Raw genomic sequence first — 21,343 nt, forward strand, 5'->3', positions numbered from 1 at the left:
TAAGCGCCTTTTTTAAGGTGCTTGTAACTATGCCGTTGGCTAAGCCTGCGGCGAGGTGGAGATAACTGTGATTGCGGTTGTTAGGATTATTTTATTAGTACTGTTTTTTCTGCTCAGTACTGTCGCCGGGCTATTGATCTGCCTGGTGCGGCCATTCCATGCCAATAACGTGCGTATTTTTTCGCATTGGTATGGCTGGGCAGCATGGATCTTTGGTATCAAAGTTGAAGTGCGCAAATATCAGGGTGCTGATATCGGTCAGCCTTGTGTTTACATTGCGAATCATCAGAACAACCTGGATTTATTTACTATTAGCAATGCCGTAGAGTCGCGCACCGTAACCATAGGCAAAAAAAGCCTGCGTTATGTGCCTTTTTTTGGTCAGTTATATTGGCTTAGCGGCAATATCCTGATTGACCGCAATAATAAATCCAAGGCGCTCACCACCATGTTGGCGGCCGCTGAGCGCATCCGCCGCGACAATTTGTCGGTGTGGATGTTTCCGGAGGGTACCCGCAGCTATGGCCGTGGCCTGTTGCCGTTTAAAATGGGCGCTTTTCATATTGCAATGGAAGCCGCTGTACCGCTGGTGCCAGTGTGTATGAGCTCTACCCACGGCCAGTTTAAGCTTAATCGCTGGAACAACGGTAAAGTGATTGTACAGTTGTTGGCGCCAGTGCCGTTGCCGGACAAAGAGCAGATGAACATCCGCCAGTTTGCCGAGAATATGCACCAGCAGATGAAAGCACAGATAGCTTTGCTTGATAGCGAACTTGGCAACGACTACACTGCCAGCATTAACGCAGCTAAAGAGTAATTTTATGGAAAACTGGCAGGAATTTACCGAAGACACCATCGCCGCTTTATTAGAAGATGGTAGCGATCCGGATGCGCAATACACTATCGAACACCACTTTTATGACAAAGACTTTGCCAAGCTAGAAAAGCTGGCGGTTGAGCTGTTTAAACTGGGTTACGAAGTTACCGACGCCGAAGAAGTCGAGTTTGAAGATGGCAGCAATGCCTGGGTGTTTGATGCTATTCGCGAACAGTCATTATTAACCGACAGCATTGTAGCTGACGCTATTAAGCTAGAGGCTTTGGCAAAGAAACATCAGGTAGAATACGACGGTTGGGGCACCTACTTTGAAGGTGACGAAGACGAGTATGAACTGGAAGACGACGAAGAATAGGTAACACCTTACCAAGTTCAAAAGCCGCTGATAAAGCGGCTTTCTTGTGTCAGCTTTTTTATCAATTTTGCTTATAATTTGAGCAGCTAATTTATATGGTGCTGATATATGGCGCTTTTATTTAGTGGCTTGCTGTATGCATACCTTGCAAAAGTCTAGGTTACCTACTTTTACAAGGAAATTCTTATGAGACAGTGTCGTTTATTTATTGCAGTACTATTTGCGCTAATACTCACTACGCCCGCTCTGGCGGCGTTAATCCCTGTTGATCTGTCTATTTCGGCATCGACCAGTTTTGCTGACGAATCTGTTTCTGGCGGGCTTGATGTTAGTCATAACGCCACTATGTCGATAGTCCAGGGCGGTATTACAACTCAGTCTACGGTAAATGATACCGCTGTTACCGGGTTTAACCCGCTGGCCGGCTTGTTGTCCGATATTAATGATGGTATCAGCATTGGCTCACTGGTCAGTGGTCGCGGCTTGGGTGCTGCACCAGGGTACTACTTTGATTTTGATTTTTTACTGCAAAACAATTCGCTAACCACCGTCTACTTTCTGTCATTTGTGTTGCAGTTTGACAACCTGACTTCAGCGTCCGGTGATGACACTTTTGCCGACTCGAAAATTTTGCTATTCGATGCCGATGACACTGAATTCTTTTTCTCCGATCTGACCACCGATACTTTATTCGGCGATGAAAAAAATGGCGCTCCGACGAATACTTTCGGCGTTACACAAATCGACGCTGGCAGTTTTGCTTTTGACATCGTGCTTGGCGCCGGTGCAATGAATAGTTTTCGCGGCGAGTTGCAGTTGATCGGCGAGGAATTTAACGGACAGGGCAGTTTTGGTATGGACAGCTTTGCCAGCTTATCTTTAGCTGCGGCCCGGCCGTTGGATACTCCCCCTCCGCAAATCCCTCTACCTGCCAGCGGCTGGCTGTTTGCCTTAGGTTTATTTTTGGTCACGCAACGTCAATTAAGGAAACTACCATGAAAGTTAAATATCTCGCTTTAACAGTAAGCCTGGCAGTGAGTGCGTCAGTAGTATCTGGCAAGGTTAACGCTTGTAGTATTGATCCCATGTTAGGCTCAATGTGTGTGTTTGCCGGTAATTTCGCCCCGCGTGGTTTTGCCTTAGCGCAAGGGCAATTGTTGTCAATAAGTCAGAACACGGCGCTATTCTCAATACTAGGCACCACCTATGGTGGTGATGGCCGCACAACCTTTGCCTTGCCCGATACCCGTGGCCGGGCGCTGATAGGCGCAGGTCATGGGTCGGGTTTAAGTTTTATCACACTGGGGCAAATGAGCGGGCAGGAGACGACCACTTTAACGCTAAATCAAATGCCACAGCATAATCACAGCGCCAGTACCAATGTGCAGTTATTAAATATGGACAGCTCGGCCAGCACTGCAGTGCTAAAAGGGTTGGCGGCAATGTCAAATTCAAATACACCGACCGGCAGAGTGCTGGCCAATAGCCCGGGCCGCGATAACATCTACAGTGACGGCGCACCCAATGTAGAGCTTAACCCAGAGTCGATAGAGCTTAACATTAACCTGGATATGCTATTTGATAGCAGCACCACAGTGGGCTTGGCAGGTGGTAATCAGTCGTTTAGCGTGCGCGACCCTTATCTGGCCATAAACTGGGTTATCGCGCTGGAAGGCATATATCCATCACGCAATTAATGCAGATGCTAATAAAAACCTGTTTGCCGCTGCTATTGGCGGTGGTTGTTAGCCAAGCAGCCGCAACTGAAAAAGAGTGGTCGGCGCCATTGCAGGCGGCTGAAACCTTGCTGCAGGCGGCAGACTATGCCGCTGCGCGCCCGGCCTATGAAGCGCAAGCGCAGCAGGGCAATGGTCTGGCTCAATTTACACTGGGTTTGTTTTATCAGCTGGGGTGGGGCGTAAGTGTATCGCCCGGCCAAAGTTGCCACTGGTTTAAGTTGGCGGCTGAAAATCAGATCCCGGCCGCCCAGGAGCAATTAGGTTATTGTTATCTGAATGACCACTTTGCTAGCGCTGAACAAAGCTTGGCGCTAGGTTGGTTTGAGCAGGCTTATCAGGCCGGCATTATCTCAGCCGGCTGCGCTATGGGTAAGCTGTTGGTTGAGGGGAGCTATGTTGCGGCAAATCCGCCTAAAGGCATGCAGTTGTGTCAGCAGGCGGCCATCAGTGGCGCTACTGCTGCGCAGTTGCAACTGGCGAAATGGCTGTTAAACGGTGTTGTATTGCCACAAAACGCCAGCCAGGCAATGTATTGGTTTGACCTTGCTGCCAATAATAACAGTGCTGAGGCGGCCTATTATTTGGCTCAGTTCTATGACACTGGCACCGTGGTAGACCAAGACGCTACTCGTGCGCTGGCTTGGTATGATACCGCGGCTAAAGCGGGCTTTACCGAAGCCTACTTGTCTGCTGCGGCGTTATACTTTGCGCAATATCAGGCCGAAGTACAGCAAGGCCCTGTTGATGCTGCATCAACATCTGCTTCAGCGTTGCTGGCGCAAGCGTTTAGTTGGGCCTATGCCGCTTCGACAGCATTATCCCCTCAACACAGCAACTATAGCGATGCGATGGCGTTGCTAAAGCAAATTAGCCTGTTAACACCCGCTAGCTGGCAAGAAACCCTAAGAATAAAGACGCTGCAGCATCTTAATAGTCTTAACCCCTCAGTCTGATTACGTTAAAGCCGGGGTATTTTTTGCCATTTTATGTCAATATTAATTGGCCATTAGCTTTGGGTTACCGTCTGGCCATCCTGCAGTCGCTCAGCGCCGCGGGTAACCACCTTTTCTCCGGCGCTTAGGCCCTCATCTACCGTGACCCAGTCACCATTACCGTCGCTGACTTTCACCACTTTGCGATGGGCGATATTGTGCTCATCTACGGTAACCACATAGGTACCATCGCTGCGCAGCAGCAAGGCGTCGCGGTGCACGGTAACGGCCGCCTTGCCGTTACGGGTGGCGACTTTAACATCAACCATTTCACCGGCCAGCCACTCTGTTGCCATGTTATCGAGCTTTAGCCGTAACTCGGCGCGCTGGCTTAGTGCATCAGCCGCGGGGATCAGTGCTAAAACGGTTAGCGCTTGTTGTTGCGTGGCGCTACTAACCATAAGGCTGTCACCAGGGCGCACATAACGCAGATATTGCAGCGGTATATAAGCACGCACTTCTAGCTGATAAATGTCTTGCAGCTGCAGTAGCGGCGTATTGCGCGCTACATCAGTACCGGCCTGGCGCAACCGTTGAGCGACCACTCCGGCAAAAGGGGCGACTACTTTAGTGCGGCGCAGCTGGTCGTCTAGCTGGGCAATACGGGCGCTTATAATGTCAGCATCGGCCTGCGCCAGCTGATGATCAGACTGTGCTTTGTCCAATTGCAGCAAGGCAATGCTTTGGCTTTGTCGCAGGTCGGTTAAACGCTGGTATTCACGTTTATAGTAATCAGCCTGAAGTTGGGCGCGTTGTAGCTGAGCCGACAGCTCTGCGCGTTGCAGTTGCAGTGGCAGCGGGTCTAACTGTACCAGTACATCACCGGCGCGGGCCAGGGTGCCCGCTTCGGCAACCCATTGCAGCCGGCCGTCAACGCCAGAAGTTAATTCAATATTATTGCGGCTGTGCACAGTGCCAGGAATGTCGATTGTCGGTACATCGTAGCTTAGCTGGCTTTGGCCCAGTTGTACGCTGCTGGCGGGGGCTTGCTGCGCCTGCAGCTGTGAGCTTAATAACAGCAGGAGCAGGGCGGGTAAAAATTTATGCATGATGATGTCCTTTGGTTAAAAGCGTATCAGCGTTTGTGCGCACGGTAGCCGGGCGCTGCAATTGCAGCACAGCAGGCAGTAAAATCAGGGTAAACAAGGCACTAATCGCCATGCCACCCACAATTACAGTGGCTAAGCCGCGATAAATTTCGGCGCCAACACCGGGAATTAACATCAGTGGCAGCATGCCGAATAAGCTGGTTAGTGTGCTCATATACACGGGCCGGGCACGCAACAGAATTGCTTGTTGCACCGCTTCAATTCGGCTTAGACCTTCGCGCTCTGCACTGCGGGTTTGATCGACCAGTAAAATGGCATTGTTAACCACCAAACCAAGCAAGATAATAAAGCCAATCATGGTGAGCAAATCAAGCGATTGCACGCTAAACAGGTTTACCGCCGCCAGTGCCAGCACGCCGCCTGCGATGGCCAGTGGCATTACCAGCAGCACTAGCAGCGCATCACGCAATGAGCGAAACAGTGCCGTCATCAACAGCAATAAAATCAGCAGTGCCAAGCCAAAGTTCAGCAACATTTCGTCGATAGCGGAATTCATCTGGCTGGCATTACCGCTAAGTAGCATGCTGGCGCCCGGCGGCAATGCTTGTTGCATGGCGGGCATAACCTGCTGGGTTATGATTTGCATGGTTTCGTCAAGCGACATCTGTTGCGGCGGATGGATGATTAAACTTACCGTGCGTTTGCCGCCGATGCGTCGCAATTGCGATGGTCCAACGGTGTGCTGAATATGCACCAATGAGTCCAGTGCTTGCACACCGGCCTGTGGTGTAAGCAAGGGCATAGCCGCCAGTTGCTGTGGGCTTTGCCATGGCTGGGCGCGCAAAATAACATTCATCCGGTCGTTACCATCAAAATACTCGGAAATAAACAAACCACTGGTAAAAGCGCGGACATAATTGGCCACATCGGCCCGATTTAGCCCGGCCTGACTGATAGCGCGATCATCTGGCAAAAGTTGCAGCTCTGGTTCGGCCATTTCCAACGCCGGTACCGGCTGAGCACTGCCACCGTTAAGGTGCTGCTGTACAGCACTGATACCAATCGCTGCTACTTGTTGTAAAGCCGCTAAATCGGCACCTTGTAGATTAAGCTCGACACTGCGGCCATCGCCGCCGCCGGCGACATTGATCATCGAGCCGCGGAACAAAAACACCTGGGTATCAGGTATGCCGGCGAATACTTCATCGCGCACCACGGTCATTAACTGCTCAACGGCAGTAGGGTCGGCGGCATAGACAAAACCACCGCTGGCATTGGGGCCAAAGGTGTAAAAATTATAGCTTTTAATGGCGGGCGTTTTACCACCGCTGTAATAGGGTTCTAAACGCTCTACGACCCGATTAGCTAACTCTTGCTCGAGAAAGTCGATATTGCCACCAGGTGGCAGGCTAAAAGAATAAAAGAAACCATCAATAGGTGCACGCGGCATAAAATCGGTGCGCGGCAGTAAAGCGACCGTTAGCACAGCGGACGCTGCCAGTAGGCCGGCAATCCAGCTTAGGCGCTTGGTATTGCTATTAGTTAAGCGCATCAACAGTGCCGCTAGCCGCAGCCAATAGGCTGCAAAAGGGTCCTGTAGTTGTGCCTGACCTAGCCAGTAGCGGCTGGCGAGTGGCACGACGGTAACGGCGGCAATAAAGCTGCTGCATACTGCGACCGATAAGGTGAGGGCTAAATCGGAAAATAGCTGGCCCTCTATACCGGCCATAAACAAAATGGGTAAGAAAATAGCCACTGTGGTAGCGGTAGAGGCTAGCAAAGCACCACTCACCTGCGCCGCACCGCGCAAAGCGGCTTTTTTATCATCCAGCCCCTGGCTTTTTAGCCGCAGGATATTTTCCTGCACAATAATAGCGGCATCCATAACCAAACCCACGGCAAAGGCTAGCCCAGCCAGTGATATTACATTCAGGCTGCGGTCCATTAGCTGCAATGCCAGCAAAGCAATAGCTAATGACAGTGGAATGCTTAGCGCAATAATAGCCGTAGCGCGCCAGCCGCGCATAAACAGCCACAACAGGCCAAGTGCCAGCAGTACACCTAAACCCAGATTGCTTTTAACCAAGGTCAGGGCATTACGAATATGTACTGAGGCGTCGAAACTTAAGTCCATCATCAGGCCGGCTTCGAGCAACTCAGCCTGATTTAACTCGCTGATCGCCTGATTGATGTCATCAAGCAGGGCAACGGTATTGGCATCGTTATTACGGGCTATGGTGATGTAATAGGCATGGGCGCCGTTGCGCAAGGTAAAGCCGCTACGATCACTGAAGCTGACCTCGGCGCTGGCGACATCGCCCAAATACACCGGGCGCTCGCCGCTGTAACCGACAATCATTTGTAGCAGACTTTCTGGGCTGAACTGGCCGGCAAAGCGCACGGTATATTGGCGGCGACCCACATCAGCAAAACCAGCGGATGCATCGGTCGCACCACGTAATTGAGACGCCAGGTTATTTATGCTTAGCCCCAGTGCGGCAGCGCGTTGTGCATCAAAGGTAATACGCAGCTCTCGCGGTCGCTGGCTGTTTAAATTAACCTGGCCCACACCCTGAATACGGCTTAACCGTGGATAGACGACATCTTCTATAAGCTGTTGAAACTGAGCGACATCTTTAACCTGGTTGCCCGGCAGCGGCCGGATTAAAATTGACGCGGCATTGGGCGTATTCTGCCCGCCGCCAGCCACCACTGTCGGTTCTATAGCATCCAGTGGCAAAGGTGGAGCCTGGTTCAGGTTGTTAATTACATCCAACATGGCCTGCTGCATATCGGCGCCAACGTCAAACGTCAGGGTTATGGAGCCAAAACCGCGCTGAATATTAGTTTCTACCTTCACTACACCGCGGGTATTTTTAATGGCGTTTTCGATGGGTTCAATGATTACCGCTTCAACTTCTTGTGGTGCAGCAGAGCGCCAGCCGGTAAACACTGAAATTTGCGGTTGTTCAATATCGGGTGTGATCTGAATTGGCAGCTTTGAAAGGCTGATAATGCCAAACAGCAGAATAAGTAACGCGAAGACGATAATACTGGCTGGGTTATTCAACGCAGTGCGGGTGAGGTTCATAGCAGCATCTCAGACTGTTAACTAGGCTGAAATTTATCTGCTGCTGAAAAAAAAGCGATGTTGATGGGGCAGGCGGAGGCTAATTTGCGCCAGGCGGGAGCGGGCTAGTAATGTCTTACAATAGCCACAAAACGGTTTAGTGTTTAACGCTATATTTATGATAGGTAATCTAAATGTTTCGGTTTGATTTTATTTTTTTAAGGGTTCGGAATTGTTATACAAAACTTAGGAGATTGGAGGCTACACCTACAAGCCATACTGTGCGGCAACATCTCCATAGCTGCCGTTTTGTTTAAATTGCAGTATGCATTTGTCAAACTCGCTGATAAAGCTGGTTGGATCGTTAATACTGCGGCTGCTTTTAGACACGGCGATAAAATAAGGTTTATTCGCTAGTTCATAATCCAACACACTGATTTTATCGCTTAAACCGAGGTTTTTTATACGCCATAGCAGGGTTTCCCTCGAGTTAGCCGTAATGTCAATTCTGGGCGGGGTGCTTATCAACTGTTGCAAGTTGGTGTTAAGTTCAAAGCTCTCAATCACCTGCTGCTTGACGCGCATCGGTGCCAACACGGCATTTAGTTCCGGCGTATGCGCCAGGCCTGCCAAATGGCCAAATTTCAATGCGCTGATGTCGGCGGGTTGGCTAATATTAATGCCGCTGTCAGCTTTTACCGCAAAACCATAGGAACTGACAAAAAGCGGTTCGCTACCAAACACTACGGCATCTTCGCGCGCGGCTTGATAGGAATAGACCGTAATGTCCAACTCACCAGTCTGCATATAATAATGTGTGCGCTTAATTGGCAGGTTGTTGTAGCGAAAGCTATAACCGAGTTGCACTAAGCAATGGTTTAGCAGTGCCTTACCGAGGCCTGGCTGCGGCTGACGTTGTCCGGGAAAGAAAAAGGGTGGCCAGTCAATATCATTAAGTTGTAGCGGCTCTGCCTTTGCAAGAGCTGCAAGGCAGAACCATACAACAACCATAACAGACTTGGAGGTGCGGGACGATACTGCTGAAATGGACAATTTCACCTCCAACACGGATGCTAAACCTACTGTTTAAAGCTTAGTTACTATCATTATTTTCGTCAGATTTTTTAGTATCGAGTTTTTTCAGTAATCGGTCTTTCAGTTTATCTTTTGCCTGATCTTTTACATCAGCCAGTTTAGCGTCCAGCATAGTATCGATACTGGCACTGATATCGCTTACTTGGCTGTCTTGCTGGGTTAACAGTGCTGCCCAGTCTTGTTGGCCGGCCAGGCCGCTTTGCAGCTGGCTGTTCAGTTTGCTTTGTAGCTCAGCTTGGTAGGCAGCGACCTTTTGTTTTGCCTCGCCCAGCAAGGCGTCGCCCAACAGTTTATCCAATGACGAGCGGATGCTGACGTCTGGAGCACTGACCAGGCCGGTGGCGGCAATACTGAAAGGGATCTGTTGTTGTTGATTAAGTAAGCCGGCCAGTTGTTGCAGGTATTTATTGGCACTGCTGTTAAAGTTGGCGGCCTTAAGTACCACATTGGCTTGTTGCGCTATCTGGTTGTCGGTTAGGCTGAGTTTGCCGCTGGAACTTAATAAGCCTGCAACTAAATCCATTGCGGTATCGCCGTGGCCTAGTGTCATTGGTTGCAGGTTAAGGCCATCGAGCTGCCAGTTAAGGTTTGTGACCATCTGCTCTAAAATGGCAAAATCGCCGTTTAAACTAAACGCCGCCAGTTGCGGTAACTGTTTAACATCGAGCGAAAACTGTGTGGCGCGATTAATAAGCTGATGTTGAGCGGTAATATCTTTTAGCGCGATAGTCGCTTCGCCGCCGCCTAGCTGCCAGTTGATCCGCGCTGTTTTTATCCAAAAATCCGGGTACGGCTGGGTTGGCAGTGGTAGTATTCGGTTGGGTAACACTACCTCTGGCTCAGCTGGGCTGTTAGTGCCACCTTGCGGCAGGCTATCTGGCAAATAGGGTTTAGCAAGCAGATACAGGCTTTGCAATTGGCTGATGCGCTCACCCCAAAGTTCACCGAGTAAAATCTGACTAATGCCGGCCAGGCCGCCATCACTCAGATTAGCCAGCTGCTGGACTTTGGCATAATCGGCTTTACTGGCCGCTTTTAACTCAGCAACGGCCTGGCTCAGCGCAGTTTTACTTTGGCTAAGTTGCTGCGTGATCTGCTCCAGGCTGGCTTTCTCGGCAGTGAGTTTGTCTTTAAGCTGCTGCAGTTGCTGGGCTTTGGCGGCTAAATCGGTGGCATTAGTAATTTTGCTGTCTGTAAGGGCTTTAATTTCGCTTTGATATTGCGCCAGAGCATCTTTGCCGGGTAACTGCTGCTGAAGTTGTTTCAGTTGTTGTTGTTCATTTAACGCCAGTTGCTTTAGTGCTTCGGCTTTAGCCGGCGTTTGCAGGTTGGCGCGGGCGATAAGTTCGTCGGCATCGGGCAAATCTACTTGCAGTAGCTGCGCCAGATCGACTTTCTCGCCGTTTGCAGCCGGTTGCCGGTATACGTCGCCCTGGCTGGCACGTTCGGCTCCATAGTGTAAATCATCTACCGTCAGCTCGTTAATGACATAGTAACCCAGCAATGCGGGCCACACTTCCAGTGCGGCGCTGGCATGGCCAAAACTCACGCTGTTGTGGCTTGGCTTGGCGGCATCGGTAATTTGTAAATTGTTAATGCGCACCGCCAGCGGAGCCAATTGCAGCGATACCTTATCGATATTTACCTCAGCACCAACCGCTTTTTCCAGGCTGTATACCATACCCACCCGGATGGCCGGGCCGGCCAGTAAATACACCAGTGCCAGCAAAGCGCCGACGAACACTATAAACACCAACCAACCGGATTTACGTATCATGCCGGGCTCCTTAATTCAATTTTTCGTATAGATCGAACAGCTTACTGGCTTTAAGCATCTGCATAATTTTCCACTGCTGGACACTGTTCATCACCCGCGTACGATATTGCATTACCAGGGTTTTACTCAGCCAGGCAATGGGCAGTAACAATATGGCGCCAAGTAAAAACGCACCTAATGTCAGGGTATGGTGTAAATGCAACAATTGCAGCGTTTCGGTATTGGCTAACAGCTGTAACAGGCTATCATTTTGTGCATACTGCCAGGTCAGCCGTTCTAATGGCGCGGCAAACAGTAGCATTAAGCCTTCGGTTAAGCCCCATACCACAATAAAAGTGGACAAGTTAATGGTAAGCAGGCAAACCACCAATACGATAAGCAAAGTGAGCAAGCCAAACGGCAAAATGCCGACAAACAAGCCCAGTGCTATGGCCCAGCCAATCTGCCACGGAGAGGCTTGTGAATTTAATACTTTCAGAATTTTAGCCACTAGGGTCAGCATAAACGCTCCGGTAACAGCCAGGATAAAGATGTTATATAAGGTAACAGTGTATCGGCGTTTTGTCAGGGACAAAACAGTGACAAAGTGTTGACCGAGCTACGGTTTCTGCCATTGCTGTGCTGCGCTAAAGGGTTTTGCGGGCAATAGCGCCTTTTATACGACCAACTACCCGCCTGTTGCCGGGGGACTGACGTAGTATCAGTTAAAGACAAAACCATAGGAGCTCCCCCCGATGCGAACCTTGCTAACCACCATTAGCTTATTGCTAAGTAGTAGCACCGCCATAGCACAGCAGTCACCTGCCTGGCTTGATGCCCAGACGGCAGTAGCTGCACTGCAACGTGGTGAACTTACCAGCGAGCAATTGGTAAATTATTACTTGGCACGCATTGCAGCTGATAACCAACAAGGTTACCAATTGGCAGCAATAGCCGACATTAATAAAGACGCCGTAGCGCAAGCTAAAGCGCTGGATCAGCAGCGAGCGGCAGGTAAGGTATTGTCGCCATTGCACGGTTTGCCGGTGGTGCTAAAAGCTAATATTGCTACTGCAGATGCTATGCCAACCACCGCCGGTGCTTTGGCGCTGAAGGGCCATGTTACTGCTCGCGATGCACAGCTGGTGCAACAACTGCGAGCGGCGGGCGCGGTGGTGCTGGGTAAAACTAATTTGTCGGAGTGGGCTAATTTTCGCGGTGAAGGTTCGGCCAGTGGCTGGTCGGCCTTAGGCGGCCAGGTAAAGAACCCACACCTTCTAACACATACACCTTGTGGCTCTAGTTCTGGTTCGGCAGCGGCGGTGGCCGCCGATTTTAGCTTACTGGCCGTCGGTACTGAAACTGATGGTTCGATAACATGCCCTGCTGCCATTAACGGTGTTGTCGGTATTAAACCCAGCCGGGGTGCCGTATCGGGCGAGGGTATTATTCCTATTGCCAGTGCCCAGGATATTGCCGGCCCTATGGCGCGCAAGGTGTTTGACGCCGCCCTGCTGCTGGATGCCATGCTAACACCAGAGGCTAAAAGCAAACTGAGTCAGCCCTTAGCACAAGCGGCTGTGGCCACTAGCAAAGCAAAAAAAGTACTGTTGGTACGTGCTTATGACAAACGCAACGCCGCGCTTTCACCGATGTTTAACCAGCTGGCGGTAATGCTTCAGGCTAGCGGTGTTGAAGTGGTGAATAACGATAGCTGGACGCTGCCCGGCGAGCTGTATCAGGCTGAGTTTCAGGTGCTGATTTATGAATTTAAACGTGATTTAGAGCAATGGCTAAAAGACTACCAGGTCAACGAAAACCTGGATACGCTGGCTGAAATTGTCGCCTTTAATCAGCAGCAGGGTGAGGCCGCGCTGGCGTTTTATGGCCAGCAGTATTTGCAGCAAGCGGCAGAAATTGACCTGCAAAAGGATCAGGCAGCCTATCAGCAAGCATTGCAGCAAAGCCGGTTGTTGGCCGAGCGGGCGCTGAACCAATACCTTAAACAACAGCAGTTTGACGCCATTATTTTACCCAGCTATGGCCCAGCCTGGCTAATAGACCATGTTAACGGCGACAGCTTTAATTTTGGTACTTCGACAGCCGCTGCTGTAGCAGGGTATCCGTCAGTCACTCTGCCGGCGACCTACAGCGGCGTGCTGCCACTTGGCATCAGTGTGGTAGGGCTGCCATGGTCTGAGGCAGAATTAGTGGCTTTGGCTGCTACACTGGAGCGTTTTTTGGGCGCTTATCGCCAGCCGCAGTTTTTAACTGCGGCGGAATAAAAAAAGGCGCATTAAGCGCCTTTTTTATTACTGGTGCAATTTATGCCAGCGCCAGGAAGCCAAAAAACGCCAACACTGCTGCCATAAAAGCATACGGGAATTGCGTTAACGCATGGCTCATCAGGTTACAGCCAGAACCTTGAGCCGCTAAAACGGTAGAGTCACTGTAGAAGCAAGCCTGGCTGCCAAAAGAGCTGGCCGATAACAGGGCGCCAATTACCAACGGAATGTCGGCTTCTACGGCAAATGCCAGCGGCATCACAATCGGAATAGACACGGCAAAAATACCCCAAGACGAGCCGGTAGCAAAGGCCAGAATGGCCATGGAGAAAAACACCAGTGCCGGCAGTAATTGCGCGCTCATATAGGGTGCAAGATTGTCGATAATAAACTGCGGCAGGCCGAGTTGATCACACACGTCTTTAAAGACAAAGGCAGCAATAACCGTACAAATGGCCGGCAACATGGTTTTAAAACCGTGGATCATCACATCCATCATTTCGGTGATGTTCATGAGTCGCTGGGCCAAATACAGTGGCAAAGTCAGTGCAAACGTCATCAGCAAGCCTTGCCAGACATCAATGTCAAACCAAATGGTAAAACCAACCAACATAATCATTGGTAGCAGGAAATTATGTAACTTGCCGGTTTTGCGGTTGCTTTGCTCAAACTCTTCATCGAATGATTGCACGGCAAAGTCATCCGCCGAGTGGGTGTCCTGGGCAGCGGTTGAAGAATGTGGTGCATCGGTGGCGGCAATGGTGGCCTGTTGGGCGGCCAGTTCAGCTTTTCTCATTGGTCCAAATACGGGCACTACACCTAAGATCACCAACAAAACCATGATCATCGCCAGCCAGGCGTACAACATATAAGGAATAGCCGAAATATAGGTTTGAATACCACTGGCATCGCCAGCGGGGGTTACATCGTTAGCCACCAACAAGCCACCGAAAAACACCGCCCAGGTAGATATAGGGATAAGCACGCAAATGGGCGCTGCAGTTGAGTCGACAATATAAGCCAGCATTTCACGCGATACTTTATATTTGTCGGTGATACGCTTCATCGTCTCGCCGACAGTCAGCGCGTTGAGATAATCATCAACAAAAATAACGATGCCCAAAAAGCAGGTCATTAACATGGAAGATTTACGGCCTGTCGCTACATGTTGCGCCGCGCGGCCAAAAGCAAAAGCACCGCCTGTATGCACCAGCAGGGCAATTAATGAACCAAAACCACCACAGACCAAAATAAGCCAGCCTATCGTCTCATCTTGCATGACACGAAGAGAGGTCTCGGCCATATTACTTAAAGCACCGGCCGGAGACACCAGCAACATGCCGGCAATGGCCCCCATCACCAATGCTAAAATAGGCCGCTTTAGCCAAATAGCAATGGCCAGCACAACCAGCGGTGGTAGCAAACTGATGGCACTTGGATTAACAACAACGGCGGCCGCGTCGACCGCCGCTGCAACAGGTTCGGCGAGACTCTCAACCAGGGTATCTGCTGACATCATTTATTATTCTCAACATTAAGTCCGACATGCCGGATAAAAATTAAGTGAACCGTTGCAGCAGATAACCTAATACAACGGAGTGGATGCATTAAAATTCAGCGGTGCTGCGCTAAAACGGTAAGCGCTAAATACCAGACTTTACTGCATAAATACGCAGTGTTAGCGGATATGCAGCCAGTTGCCGAAATACCGCGCAATCATAGCAAAAATTATTTTTTCTACAAATGGAATCTTTCTGTCACGCCCCAGCTGGTAGTGGTTTTTGGCAACGTAAGCAATGACAAACGCGCTTAAAACTAATTAATTAGTTGCATGTGGAATTTTGATGCGCTAATTTAAAACTAAATGTTTAGTAGGTTTTAATTATGGCCAGAGAAAAATCAACAGAATTAACCGGCGCAGAGCAAAAAATTATGCAGGTTTTATGGCAGCGCGGGCCTTGTGCTGTTAAAGCTATAGTCGCAGAGCTGAACAAACAGTCTGTTGTTGCTTATACCACCGTGCAAACGCTATGCCGTATTTTGCTTGATAAAGGCCATGTAAAGTGTGAAAAACAAGGTAAAGCTTTTGTTTATCAAGCGGTAACTGTGCAGCAAGAAGCACGTAGTCAGGCGTTAAGTACATTGTTACAGCGGTTTTTTGCCGGCTCTCCGGTTTTACTGGCACAACATTTACTACAACAGCAGGAATTACCCGAGGCTCTACAGCAAGATTTGCAAGCGCAAATTGATGCCAAGGCTGATGTCATTGCAGGCAACAAAGGTGGGCAGGAGTCCTGAGCATGTTTGAGTACAGTTGGCTGTTGTCTTATTTGTTACTTCATGTGGGATTGGCTGTCATGACCATTCCCTGGCTGTATTGGCTTAGCGCAAGCCAATGGCAAAGCTCACCACAGCTGATGTTGCGGCTGTGGACATCGCTCACGGTGATTCTGTTTATACTGCCGTTGCTAATATTAATGCTTAGCGCGGATGATAAAGCTGAGTCCAGTTTGTTTAGTACCGATCTGGCAAGGTTGCAGGTGAAATCCGAATACCAGACCGAACGGCAGAACGTTACACTCGCTGCTGTCGAACCTACTACAGAAATTATTCAGCGCTGGGCGTTGACGCCGCAATTGTTGTACTTACTAACACCACCACTATGGCTGTTGTGGCTGTTGCCAATGCTGTGTTTGCGGCAGTGCTATCGTTTTTGTCAAAGTTACTGGGTTAGCCGTCAATTATGGTGTCAGGCTGAAGACTGCTCCTTAGTAGGTTATACCGCACGCTTACCCGGCGTGTATCAGCATGGTGCTATTAGCAGCGCGATGTTGTTGGGGCTACGTCATCCGCGTATTTTACTGCCCTCCAGTTGGCTTAAAAGTTTGTCTGCAGAGCAATTACAACATGTGATTGCCCACGAGCATATGCACTGGCAGCGTGGTGATTTACTGGGGTTTTATCTGCAGCAACTGGTGGGGATCTTGTGTTGCTGGAGCCCGTTCTGGCGGCTGTTATGCCGGCAGTTGGATCGCTATCGGGAGTTAAGCTGTGATGCTGCGGTGGTAGCAAGTTTACTTCAGCCTCACCGTTATGCTCAAACCCTACTCGATTGCAGCAGAACAATGGCCAGACCCACGACTGCAACACTGGCGATGCCATGGCAGCAACAGCCGCTGTTAGCACAGCGTGTCAGTGCCGTATTGCAAGGTGCTGGCGGCAGGGCAACTGCGCGCAATATGATTACGGTTACTGCTTTATCGGCAGTGTTGCTGCTTGCTTTTGCTTTAACGCAGCAATGGCAAGTGACCCAGCTACCCAAGCAATACGGCCTGATTAAGTTAAGCGAGCTTAAGCAGCTGGATGAATTGCTTGGCAGTATCAAACAACATGATATTGCCACAGTGCGGCGGTTAATAGCACAAGGCTACCCAATAAACCAAGCCATGCCTGGACAGGGCACGCCGCTGATGGTGGCTGTAAGGCAAGAAAACGCCACAGTGGTAGCCGTGCTACTGCAAGCGGGGGCAGATGTTAATGCCAGTAGTCGAGGCGATGGTAATGCACTAATTATTGCCGTGCAGCGGCGCAACCTTAAACTGGTGCAACAGTTAGTCCAGGCCGGGGCTGATGTTAACGCTATAGTCCTGGCAGATGAAACGCCGCTAATTAACGCCAGTTATGTTGGTGATCTGCAAATGGTGCAATACCTGGTCAGTATGGGCGCTAATGTCAATCTGCAGGTTGAAGCTACGCTAATGGATGGTAGAGAGCTTAGATCCGCCCTTAGTCGCGCCGCTACTGAAGAAATGCGCACTTATTTGCGGCATCAGGGGGCACTCCAATGAAGAGCCGACGACAACCCTAATAATCTTAATAACCGTATTACGTTTAATAATTTATCAAACGGGCTACTCAAGCTTGCAGGCGGAGCTTTGCCTGATAAACATACATTTGGAGCATGACCAATGAAAAAAGTACTGTTAAGTTTGTTAGGCCTGGTGTCGGTTTTAGTACTAGGCATCATAGTGTATTGGTTTTCAGGCTGGTTGCCATTACCAACTAAAGTTCCGCAGCAGAGTGAGGTGTATCAACAAGATTTTCAGCAGGCTTCAGAGCAAGCAATGGCTGAACTTATGCTGGCACAGCAGCAACAGCAGCTACCTGCTTTAACGGCTGCGGTTGCCTGGCGCGGTAAGCTTATTTGGGTGGGCGCGGCAGGCTACGCTGACCTTGCTAGCCAAACTGCGGCTACGGTGCAAAGTCAGTTTCGTATTGGTAGCACGTCCAAAGCTGTTACTGCCACCAGTTTAGCCAGAGCAGTTGCTGCCGGTAGTGTCGATTTGGATAGTCCCATTAGTCGCTATATGCCAGATCTGCCTAATCCAGCCTGGAAAGATTTTACCTTACGCCAACTAATGTCACATACCGCTGGTATGCCGGGGTACGGCGAAAATACAGACCGGCTAGGGGCTATAAGGACACTGTTGAAACAGCGCAATTTCTCCGATGTAGAGCAGGCATTGACGCTATTTGACGAAAGTGCATTGTTATTTAGTCCGGGTACCGGCTTCCACTACAGCTCGTTTGATGTCAATTTGGCCAGTGCAGTGTTGCAAAATGCGGTAAAGCAGCCGTTTTTGCAATATCTTTCACAGTCGGTCAGCCAGCCGTTGCAACTGGGGTCGTTGTCGGCAGACTATCCAGAGCAGTTTTTTCCTAACAGAGCCAATTTTTACCTCACCCACGATGGTTACGCCAAAGCACACTGGCCAGTTAACTTAAGTCAGAAATGGGCTAGCGGCGGCTTAATTGCCAGCTCTGCTGACTTGGCTCGATTAGGCTCTGCCTGGTTTGATCCGGATTTTATTCCTACGGCAATACAGCAAGAATTCTGGACAGCGCAAAAGCTCAGCAACGGTGATGTTAACGAGCAATTTTATGCCTTAGGTTGGCGCCATTTTTCACAGGACTACCTGTTTTGTGACAAAACAACGCCTTTGAGTCAAACCGTTAGTTTTGTTCATCATGGAGGCGTGTCTGATAGCGCGCAAAGCTGGCTGGTGCTGTATCCCGAGCTACAGCTGGTGGTTGCGATGAACACTAATACGGTGAAAGAAAAATATTGTGATTTTGCTGGTCAGGCAGCACGTATTACCCGGCCTTTTTTGCAGCAGATAGCTCCTGACTGGTTAGTTCCAAAGCTTTAGTTCAGTTAATACGCTGCAGAAAAAAGGCGACCGTAAGGTCGCCTTAGTGTCGAACAGCCGCTGGGCTTACAGCGCAGCGATTTCGGCTTGCTGGGCCAGTAATTTCACTATAGCAGCTTCGGCCTCAGCCAGTTTTTCGCGCTCTTTGGCTAATACCGCTTCCGGTGCTTTGGCGACAAAACCTGCGTTAGCCAGTTTACCGGCTACCCGGGCAGCTTCTTGCTGCATTTTTTCCAGCTGTTTGGCAATTCGCGTCAATTCAGCCGCTTTGTCAATCAGGCCAGCCATTGGAATAAGTAAATCCATGCCGCCCAGTAGTTGTGCCGCGCAGGCAGGTGCGGTGTCATTGCCAGTGAGTACGGTAATACTATCCAGCTTGGCCAGATTCAGTAGCAGCGCGTTATTTTGCTCAAGGCGGCGGCTATCTTCAGCGGCCATATTGCGCAGTAGCAGCGGCAGTAGTTTGGATGGGGCTATGTCCATCTCGCCACGGATGTTGCGAATAGCGATAATAAAACTCTTTACCCACTCAATGTCGGCAGTGGCGCTATCGTTGATAAGCGTGGCGTTCACCTCGGGATAAGCTTGCAGCATAATGCTGTCGCCTGCACTTAGATCAGTGCGGATCATCGGCGCGACACGCTGCCAAATTTCCTCAGTGATAAACGGCATTATCGGGTGCATTAAGCGCAATAACGATTCCAATACCGTTAGCAGCGTGTGGCGTGTTCCGCGTTGCTGCGCGTCGTCGCCTTTAAACAATACCGGTTTGGTCAGTTCCAGGTACCAGTCGCAGAACTGGTTCCAGGTAAATTCATACAGCGTATTGGCGGCCATATCAAACCGATAGCTATCCAGATACTGGCGGAACTGTGCGACGGTTTGCTGGTATTGGCTTAAGATCCACTCGTCGGCCAGCGACAGCTTCATCTCGGCGCTACTTGCACCAGGCGTGGCTAAACCACAATCCTTGTCTGCGGTCATCATGGTGACATATCGGCTGGCATTCCACAGCTTGTTACAGAAGTTACGATAACCGTCTAAGCGTTTCATATCCCAGCTAATATCACGGCCGGTAGAAGCCAGTGCTGCCAGCGTAAAACGCAGCGCATCGGTACCGCAGGCATCAATGCCATCCGGGAATTGTTTTTTGGTTTGGTTGCCAATTTTCTCAGCCAGTTGTGGCTGCATCATATTGCTGGTACGTTTGGCCAGTAAATCATCCAGCGTAATACCGTCAATCATATCCAGTGGATCGATAACGTTACCTTTAGACTTCGACATCTTATCGCCGTTTTCGTCGCGGATAAGCCCGGTAACGTACACGGTCTTAAACGGCACTTGCGGTTTGCCATGTTCGTCTTTAACAAAGTGCATGGTCATCATAATCATCCGGGCGACCCAGAAGAAAATAATGTCAAAACCGGTCACTAACACGTCGGTCGGGTGGAAGGTTTTTAACTCTTCGGTATTATCTGGCCAACCTAAGGTAGAAAAGGTCCACAGCGCCGAGCTAAACCAGGTGTCTAATACATCGTTGTCCTGACGCAAGGCAAAATCTGCGGCCAAACCATGCTTGGTGCGTACTTCAGCTTCGTCGCGGCCAACATACACTTTACCGTCGTTGTCGTACCAGGCCGGAATGCGGTGCCCCCACCACAGCTGACGTGAAATACACCAATCCTGGATGTCACGCATCCAACTGAAATACATGTTTTCATATTGCTTGGGTACAAACTGTACGTCGCCGTTTTCTACCGCTTCAATAGCGGTTTTCGCCATCGGCGCCACGCGCACATACCACTGATCGGTTAATAACGGCTCAATCACCACGCCAGAACGGTCGCCGTAAGGCAGGGTGTTGGTTAATGCTTCCACTTTATCCAGCAAACCGGCGGCATCAAACGCCGCGACTATGGCTTTGCGGGCAGCATAGCGGTCCAGGCCGGCGAGCTCGGCCGGAATAGCCGCGCTTATGTTCGGGTTTTCTTCGCCATTAGTAAAGAAACACTCGCCTTCAGTGCGGATAGTGGCGTCTTTGGTCAGCACGTTAATCATCGTTAGCTGATGACGTTTGCCCACTTCATAGTCGTTAAAGTCGTGCGCCGGGGTAATTTTTACACAACCTGAGCCTTTTTCTTTATCGGCGTGCTCATCGGCAATGATCGGTATACGGCGATTAACCAACGGCAGCAATATTTCTTTGCCCAGTAACGATTGGTAACGCTCGTCATCCGGGTTCACTGCCACCGCAGTATCACCCAACATGGTTTCTGGCCGGGTGGTGGCCACGACTAAATAGTTTTTGCCATCGCTGGTTAACACACCATCTGCCAGCGGATAACGTAAGTGCCAGAATTGGCCTTGTTGCTCTTTGCTTTCGACTTCTAAATCAGAAATGGCGGTGTGCAATTTCGGATCCCAGTTTACCAGACGCTTGCCGCGGTAAATCAGGTCGTCCTGATACAAACGCACAAACACTTCCTGCACCGCATTAGACAAGCCGGCATCCATGGTAAAACGTTCTTTGTCCCAGTCTACCGAATTACCTAAGCGACGCATTTGTTCGGTGATGGTGCCGCCAGACTCGGCTTTCCATTGCCAGACTTTTTCAATAAAAGCGTCACGGCCCATGGCGTGGCGATCGGGCTTGCCTTCGGCAGCCAGTTTACGCTCAACCACCATTTGGGTGGCAATACCTGCATGGTCGGTGCCGACTTGCCACAAGGTGTTTTTGCCTTGCATACGTTGGTAGCGGGTTAGCGCATCCATAATGGTTTGCTGAAACGCATGGCCCATGTGCAGGCTGCCGGTGACATTTGGCGGCGGGATCATAATGCAATAAGCGCCGTTGCTGTTGTCGCCAGACGGTTTAAAGTAGCCTTTGCTTTCCCAGGCCTGATACATGGCCTGTTCGATTTGACTTGGGTTAAATTTCGTTTCCATTTTTATAC

16 protein-coding genes are annotated in these 21,343 nt (G+C 50.1%); 9 read left to right on the forward strand and 7 right to left on the reverse strand.

The features are described from left to right. Positions 1-67 precede the first annotated feature (67 nt). The 5 genes from I4W93_RS12270 (at position 68) to I4W93_RS12290 (ending at position 3,885) form a co-directional block, all read left to right on the forward strand. The gene (locus I4W93_RS12270) at positions 68-817 is read left to right on the forward strand and encodes a 1-acylglycerol-3-phosphate O-acyltransferase (protein WP_205311500.1); all 750 of its coding nucleotides are present in this window, start codon (positions 68-70) and stop codon (positions 815-817) included. Positions 818-821: 4 nt separating this feature from the next. Next, positions 822-1,193 (forward strand): ribonuclease E inhibitor RraB, encoded by a 372-nt coding sequence (gene rraB, locus I4W93_RS12275; RefSeq protein WP_205311499.1) that lies wholly within the window; start codon positions 822-824, stop codon positions 1,191-1,193. Between the two features lie 186 nt (positions 1,194-1,379). Next, positions 1,380-2,192 (forward strand): hypothetical protein, encoded by an 813-nt coding sequence (locus tag I4W93_RS12280; RefSeq protein WP_205311498.1) that lies wholly within the window; start codon positions 1,380-1,382, stop codon positions 2,190-2,192. Next, positions 2,189-2,890 (forward strand): phage tail protein, encoded by a 702-nt coding sequence (locus tag I4W93_RS12285; protein WP_205311497.1) that lies wholly within the window; start codon positions 2,189-2,191, stop codon positions 2,888-2,890. The genes I4W93_RS12280 and I4W93_RS12285 overlap by 4 nt, the downstream gene beginning before the upstream one ends. Before the next feature lie 5 nt (positions 2,891-2,895). Next, positions 2,896-3,885 carry a tetratricopeptide repeat protein gene (locus I4W93_RS12290; RefSeq protein ID WP_205311496.1) on the forward strand — a complete coding sequence of 330 codons (990 nt, stop codon included), beginning with the start codon at positions 2,896-2,898 and terminating at the stop codon, positions 3,883-3,885. 53 nt (positions 3,886-3,938) lie between these two features. On the opposite strand, the gene I4W93_RS12295 is transcribed toward I4W93_RS12290, so the two are convergent. The 5 genes from I4W93_RS12295 to I4W93_RS12315 form a co-directional block, all read right to left on the reverse strand. Then, positions 3,939-4,973: an efflux RND transporter periplasmic adaptor subunit gene (locus tag I4W93_RS12295; RefSeq protein ID WP_205311495.1), complete on the reverse strand. Its 1,035-nt coding sequence runs from the start codon at positions 4,971-4,973 to the stop codon at positions 3,939-3,941. Then, positions 4,966-8,064 (reverse strand): efflux RND transporter permease subunit, encoded by a 3,099-nt coding sequence (locus I4W93_RS12300; RefSeq protein ID WP_205311494.1) that lies wholly within the window; start codon positions 8,062-8,064, stop codon positions 4,966-4,968. The genes I4W93_RS12295 and I4W93_RS12300 overlap by 8 nt, the downstream gene beginning before the upstream one ends. A gap of 246 nt (positions 8,065-8,310) precedes the next feature. Then, positions 8,311-9,096 carry a substrate-binding periplasmic protein gene (locus tag I4W93_RS12305; RefSeq protein ID WP_205311493.1) on the reverse strand — a complete coding sequence of 262 codons (786 nt, stop codon included), beginning with the start codon at positions 9,094-9,096 and terminating at the stop codon, positions 8,311-8,313. A 40-nt stretch (positions 9,097-9,136) separates the two neighbouring features. Beyond that, positions 9,137-10,915, reverse strand: coding sequence for a TIGR03545 family protein (locus tag I4W93_RS12310; RefSeq protein WP_205311492.1), 1,779 nt, complete (start codon positions 10,913-10,915; stop codon positions 9,137-9,139). Positions 10,916-10,925: 10 nt separating this feature from the next. Further along, the gene (locus tag I4W93_RS12315; protein ID WP_205311491.1) at positions 10,926-11,417 is read right to left on the reverse strand and encodes a TIGR03546 family protein; all 492 of its coding nucleotides are present in this window, start codon (positions 11,415-11,417) and stop codon (positions 10,926-10,928) included. Between the two features lie 232 nt (positions 11,418-11,649). On the opposite strand from I4W93_RS12315, the gene I4W93_RS12320 reads away from it, so the two are divergent. Continuing rightward, the gene (locus I4W93_RS12320) at positions 11,650-13,179 is read left to right on the forward strand and encodes an amidase (protein ID WP_205311490.1); all 1,530 of its coding nucleotides are present in this window, start codon (positions 11,650-11,652) and stop codon (positions 13,177-13,179) included. A gap of 40 nt (positions 13,180-13,219) precedes the next feature. On the opposite strand, the gene I4W93_RS12325 is transcribed toward I4W93_RS12320, so the two are convergent. Then, positions 13,220-14,698 (reverse strand): Na+/H+ antiporter NhaC family protein, encoded by a 1,479-nt coding sequence (locus tag I4W93_RS12325; protein ID WP_205311489.1) that lies wholly within the window; start codon positions 14,696-14,698, stop codon positions 13,220-13,222. Positions 14,699-15,063: 365 nt separating this feature from the next. Here I4W93_RS12325 and I4W93_RS12330 point away from each other — a divergent pair, with 365 nt between their 5' ends. The 3 genes from I4W93_RS12330 to I4W93_RS12340 all read left to right on the forward strand — a co-directional run bounded on the left by I4W93_RS12330 (position 15,064) and on the right by I4W93_RS12340 (position 18,389). Then, entirely contained in the window at positions 15,064-15,477 is a 414-nt protein-coding gene (locus tag I4W93_RS12330; RefSeq protein WP_205311488.1) for a BlaI/MecI/CopY family transcriptional regulator, read from the forward strand. A gap of 2 nt (positions 15,478-15,479) precedes the next feature. After that, positions 15,480-17,027, forward strand: a complete 1,548-nt coding sequence (locus tag I4W93_RS12335) for a M56 family metallopeptidase (RefSeq protein WP_205311487.1) — start codon at positions 15,480-15,482, stop codon at positions 17,025-17,027. A 120-nt stretch (positions 17,028-17,147) separates the two neighbouring features. Beyond that, complete coding sequence (locus I4W93_RS12340; RefSeq protein ID WP_205311486.1) at positions 17,148-18,389, forward strand: serine hydrolase domain-containing protein; 1,242 nt, start codon at positions 17,148-17,150, stop codon at positions 18,387-18,389. A 66-nt stretch (positions 18,390-18,455) separates the two neighbouring features. On the opposite strand, the gene I4W93_RS12345 is transcribed toward I4W93_RS12340, so the two are convergent. After that, positions 18,456-21,335, reverse strand: coding sequence for a valine--tRNA ligase (locus tag I4W93_RS12345; RefSeq protein ID WP_205311485.1), 2,880 nt, complete (start codon positions 21,333-21,335; stop codon positions 18,456-18,458). Between the last annotated feature and the right edge of the window lie 8 nt (positions 21,336-21,343).

The sequence above is a fragment of the Rheinheimera maricola genome, from assembly GCF_016918075.2.
GTDB classification, from domain to species: Bacteria; Pseudomonadota; Gammaproteobacteria; order Enterobacterales; family Alteromonadaceae; genus Alishewanella; species Alishewanella maricola_A.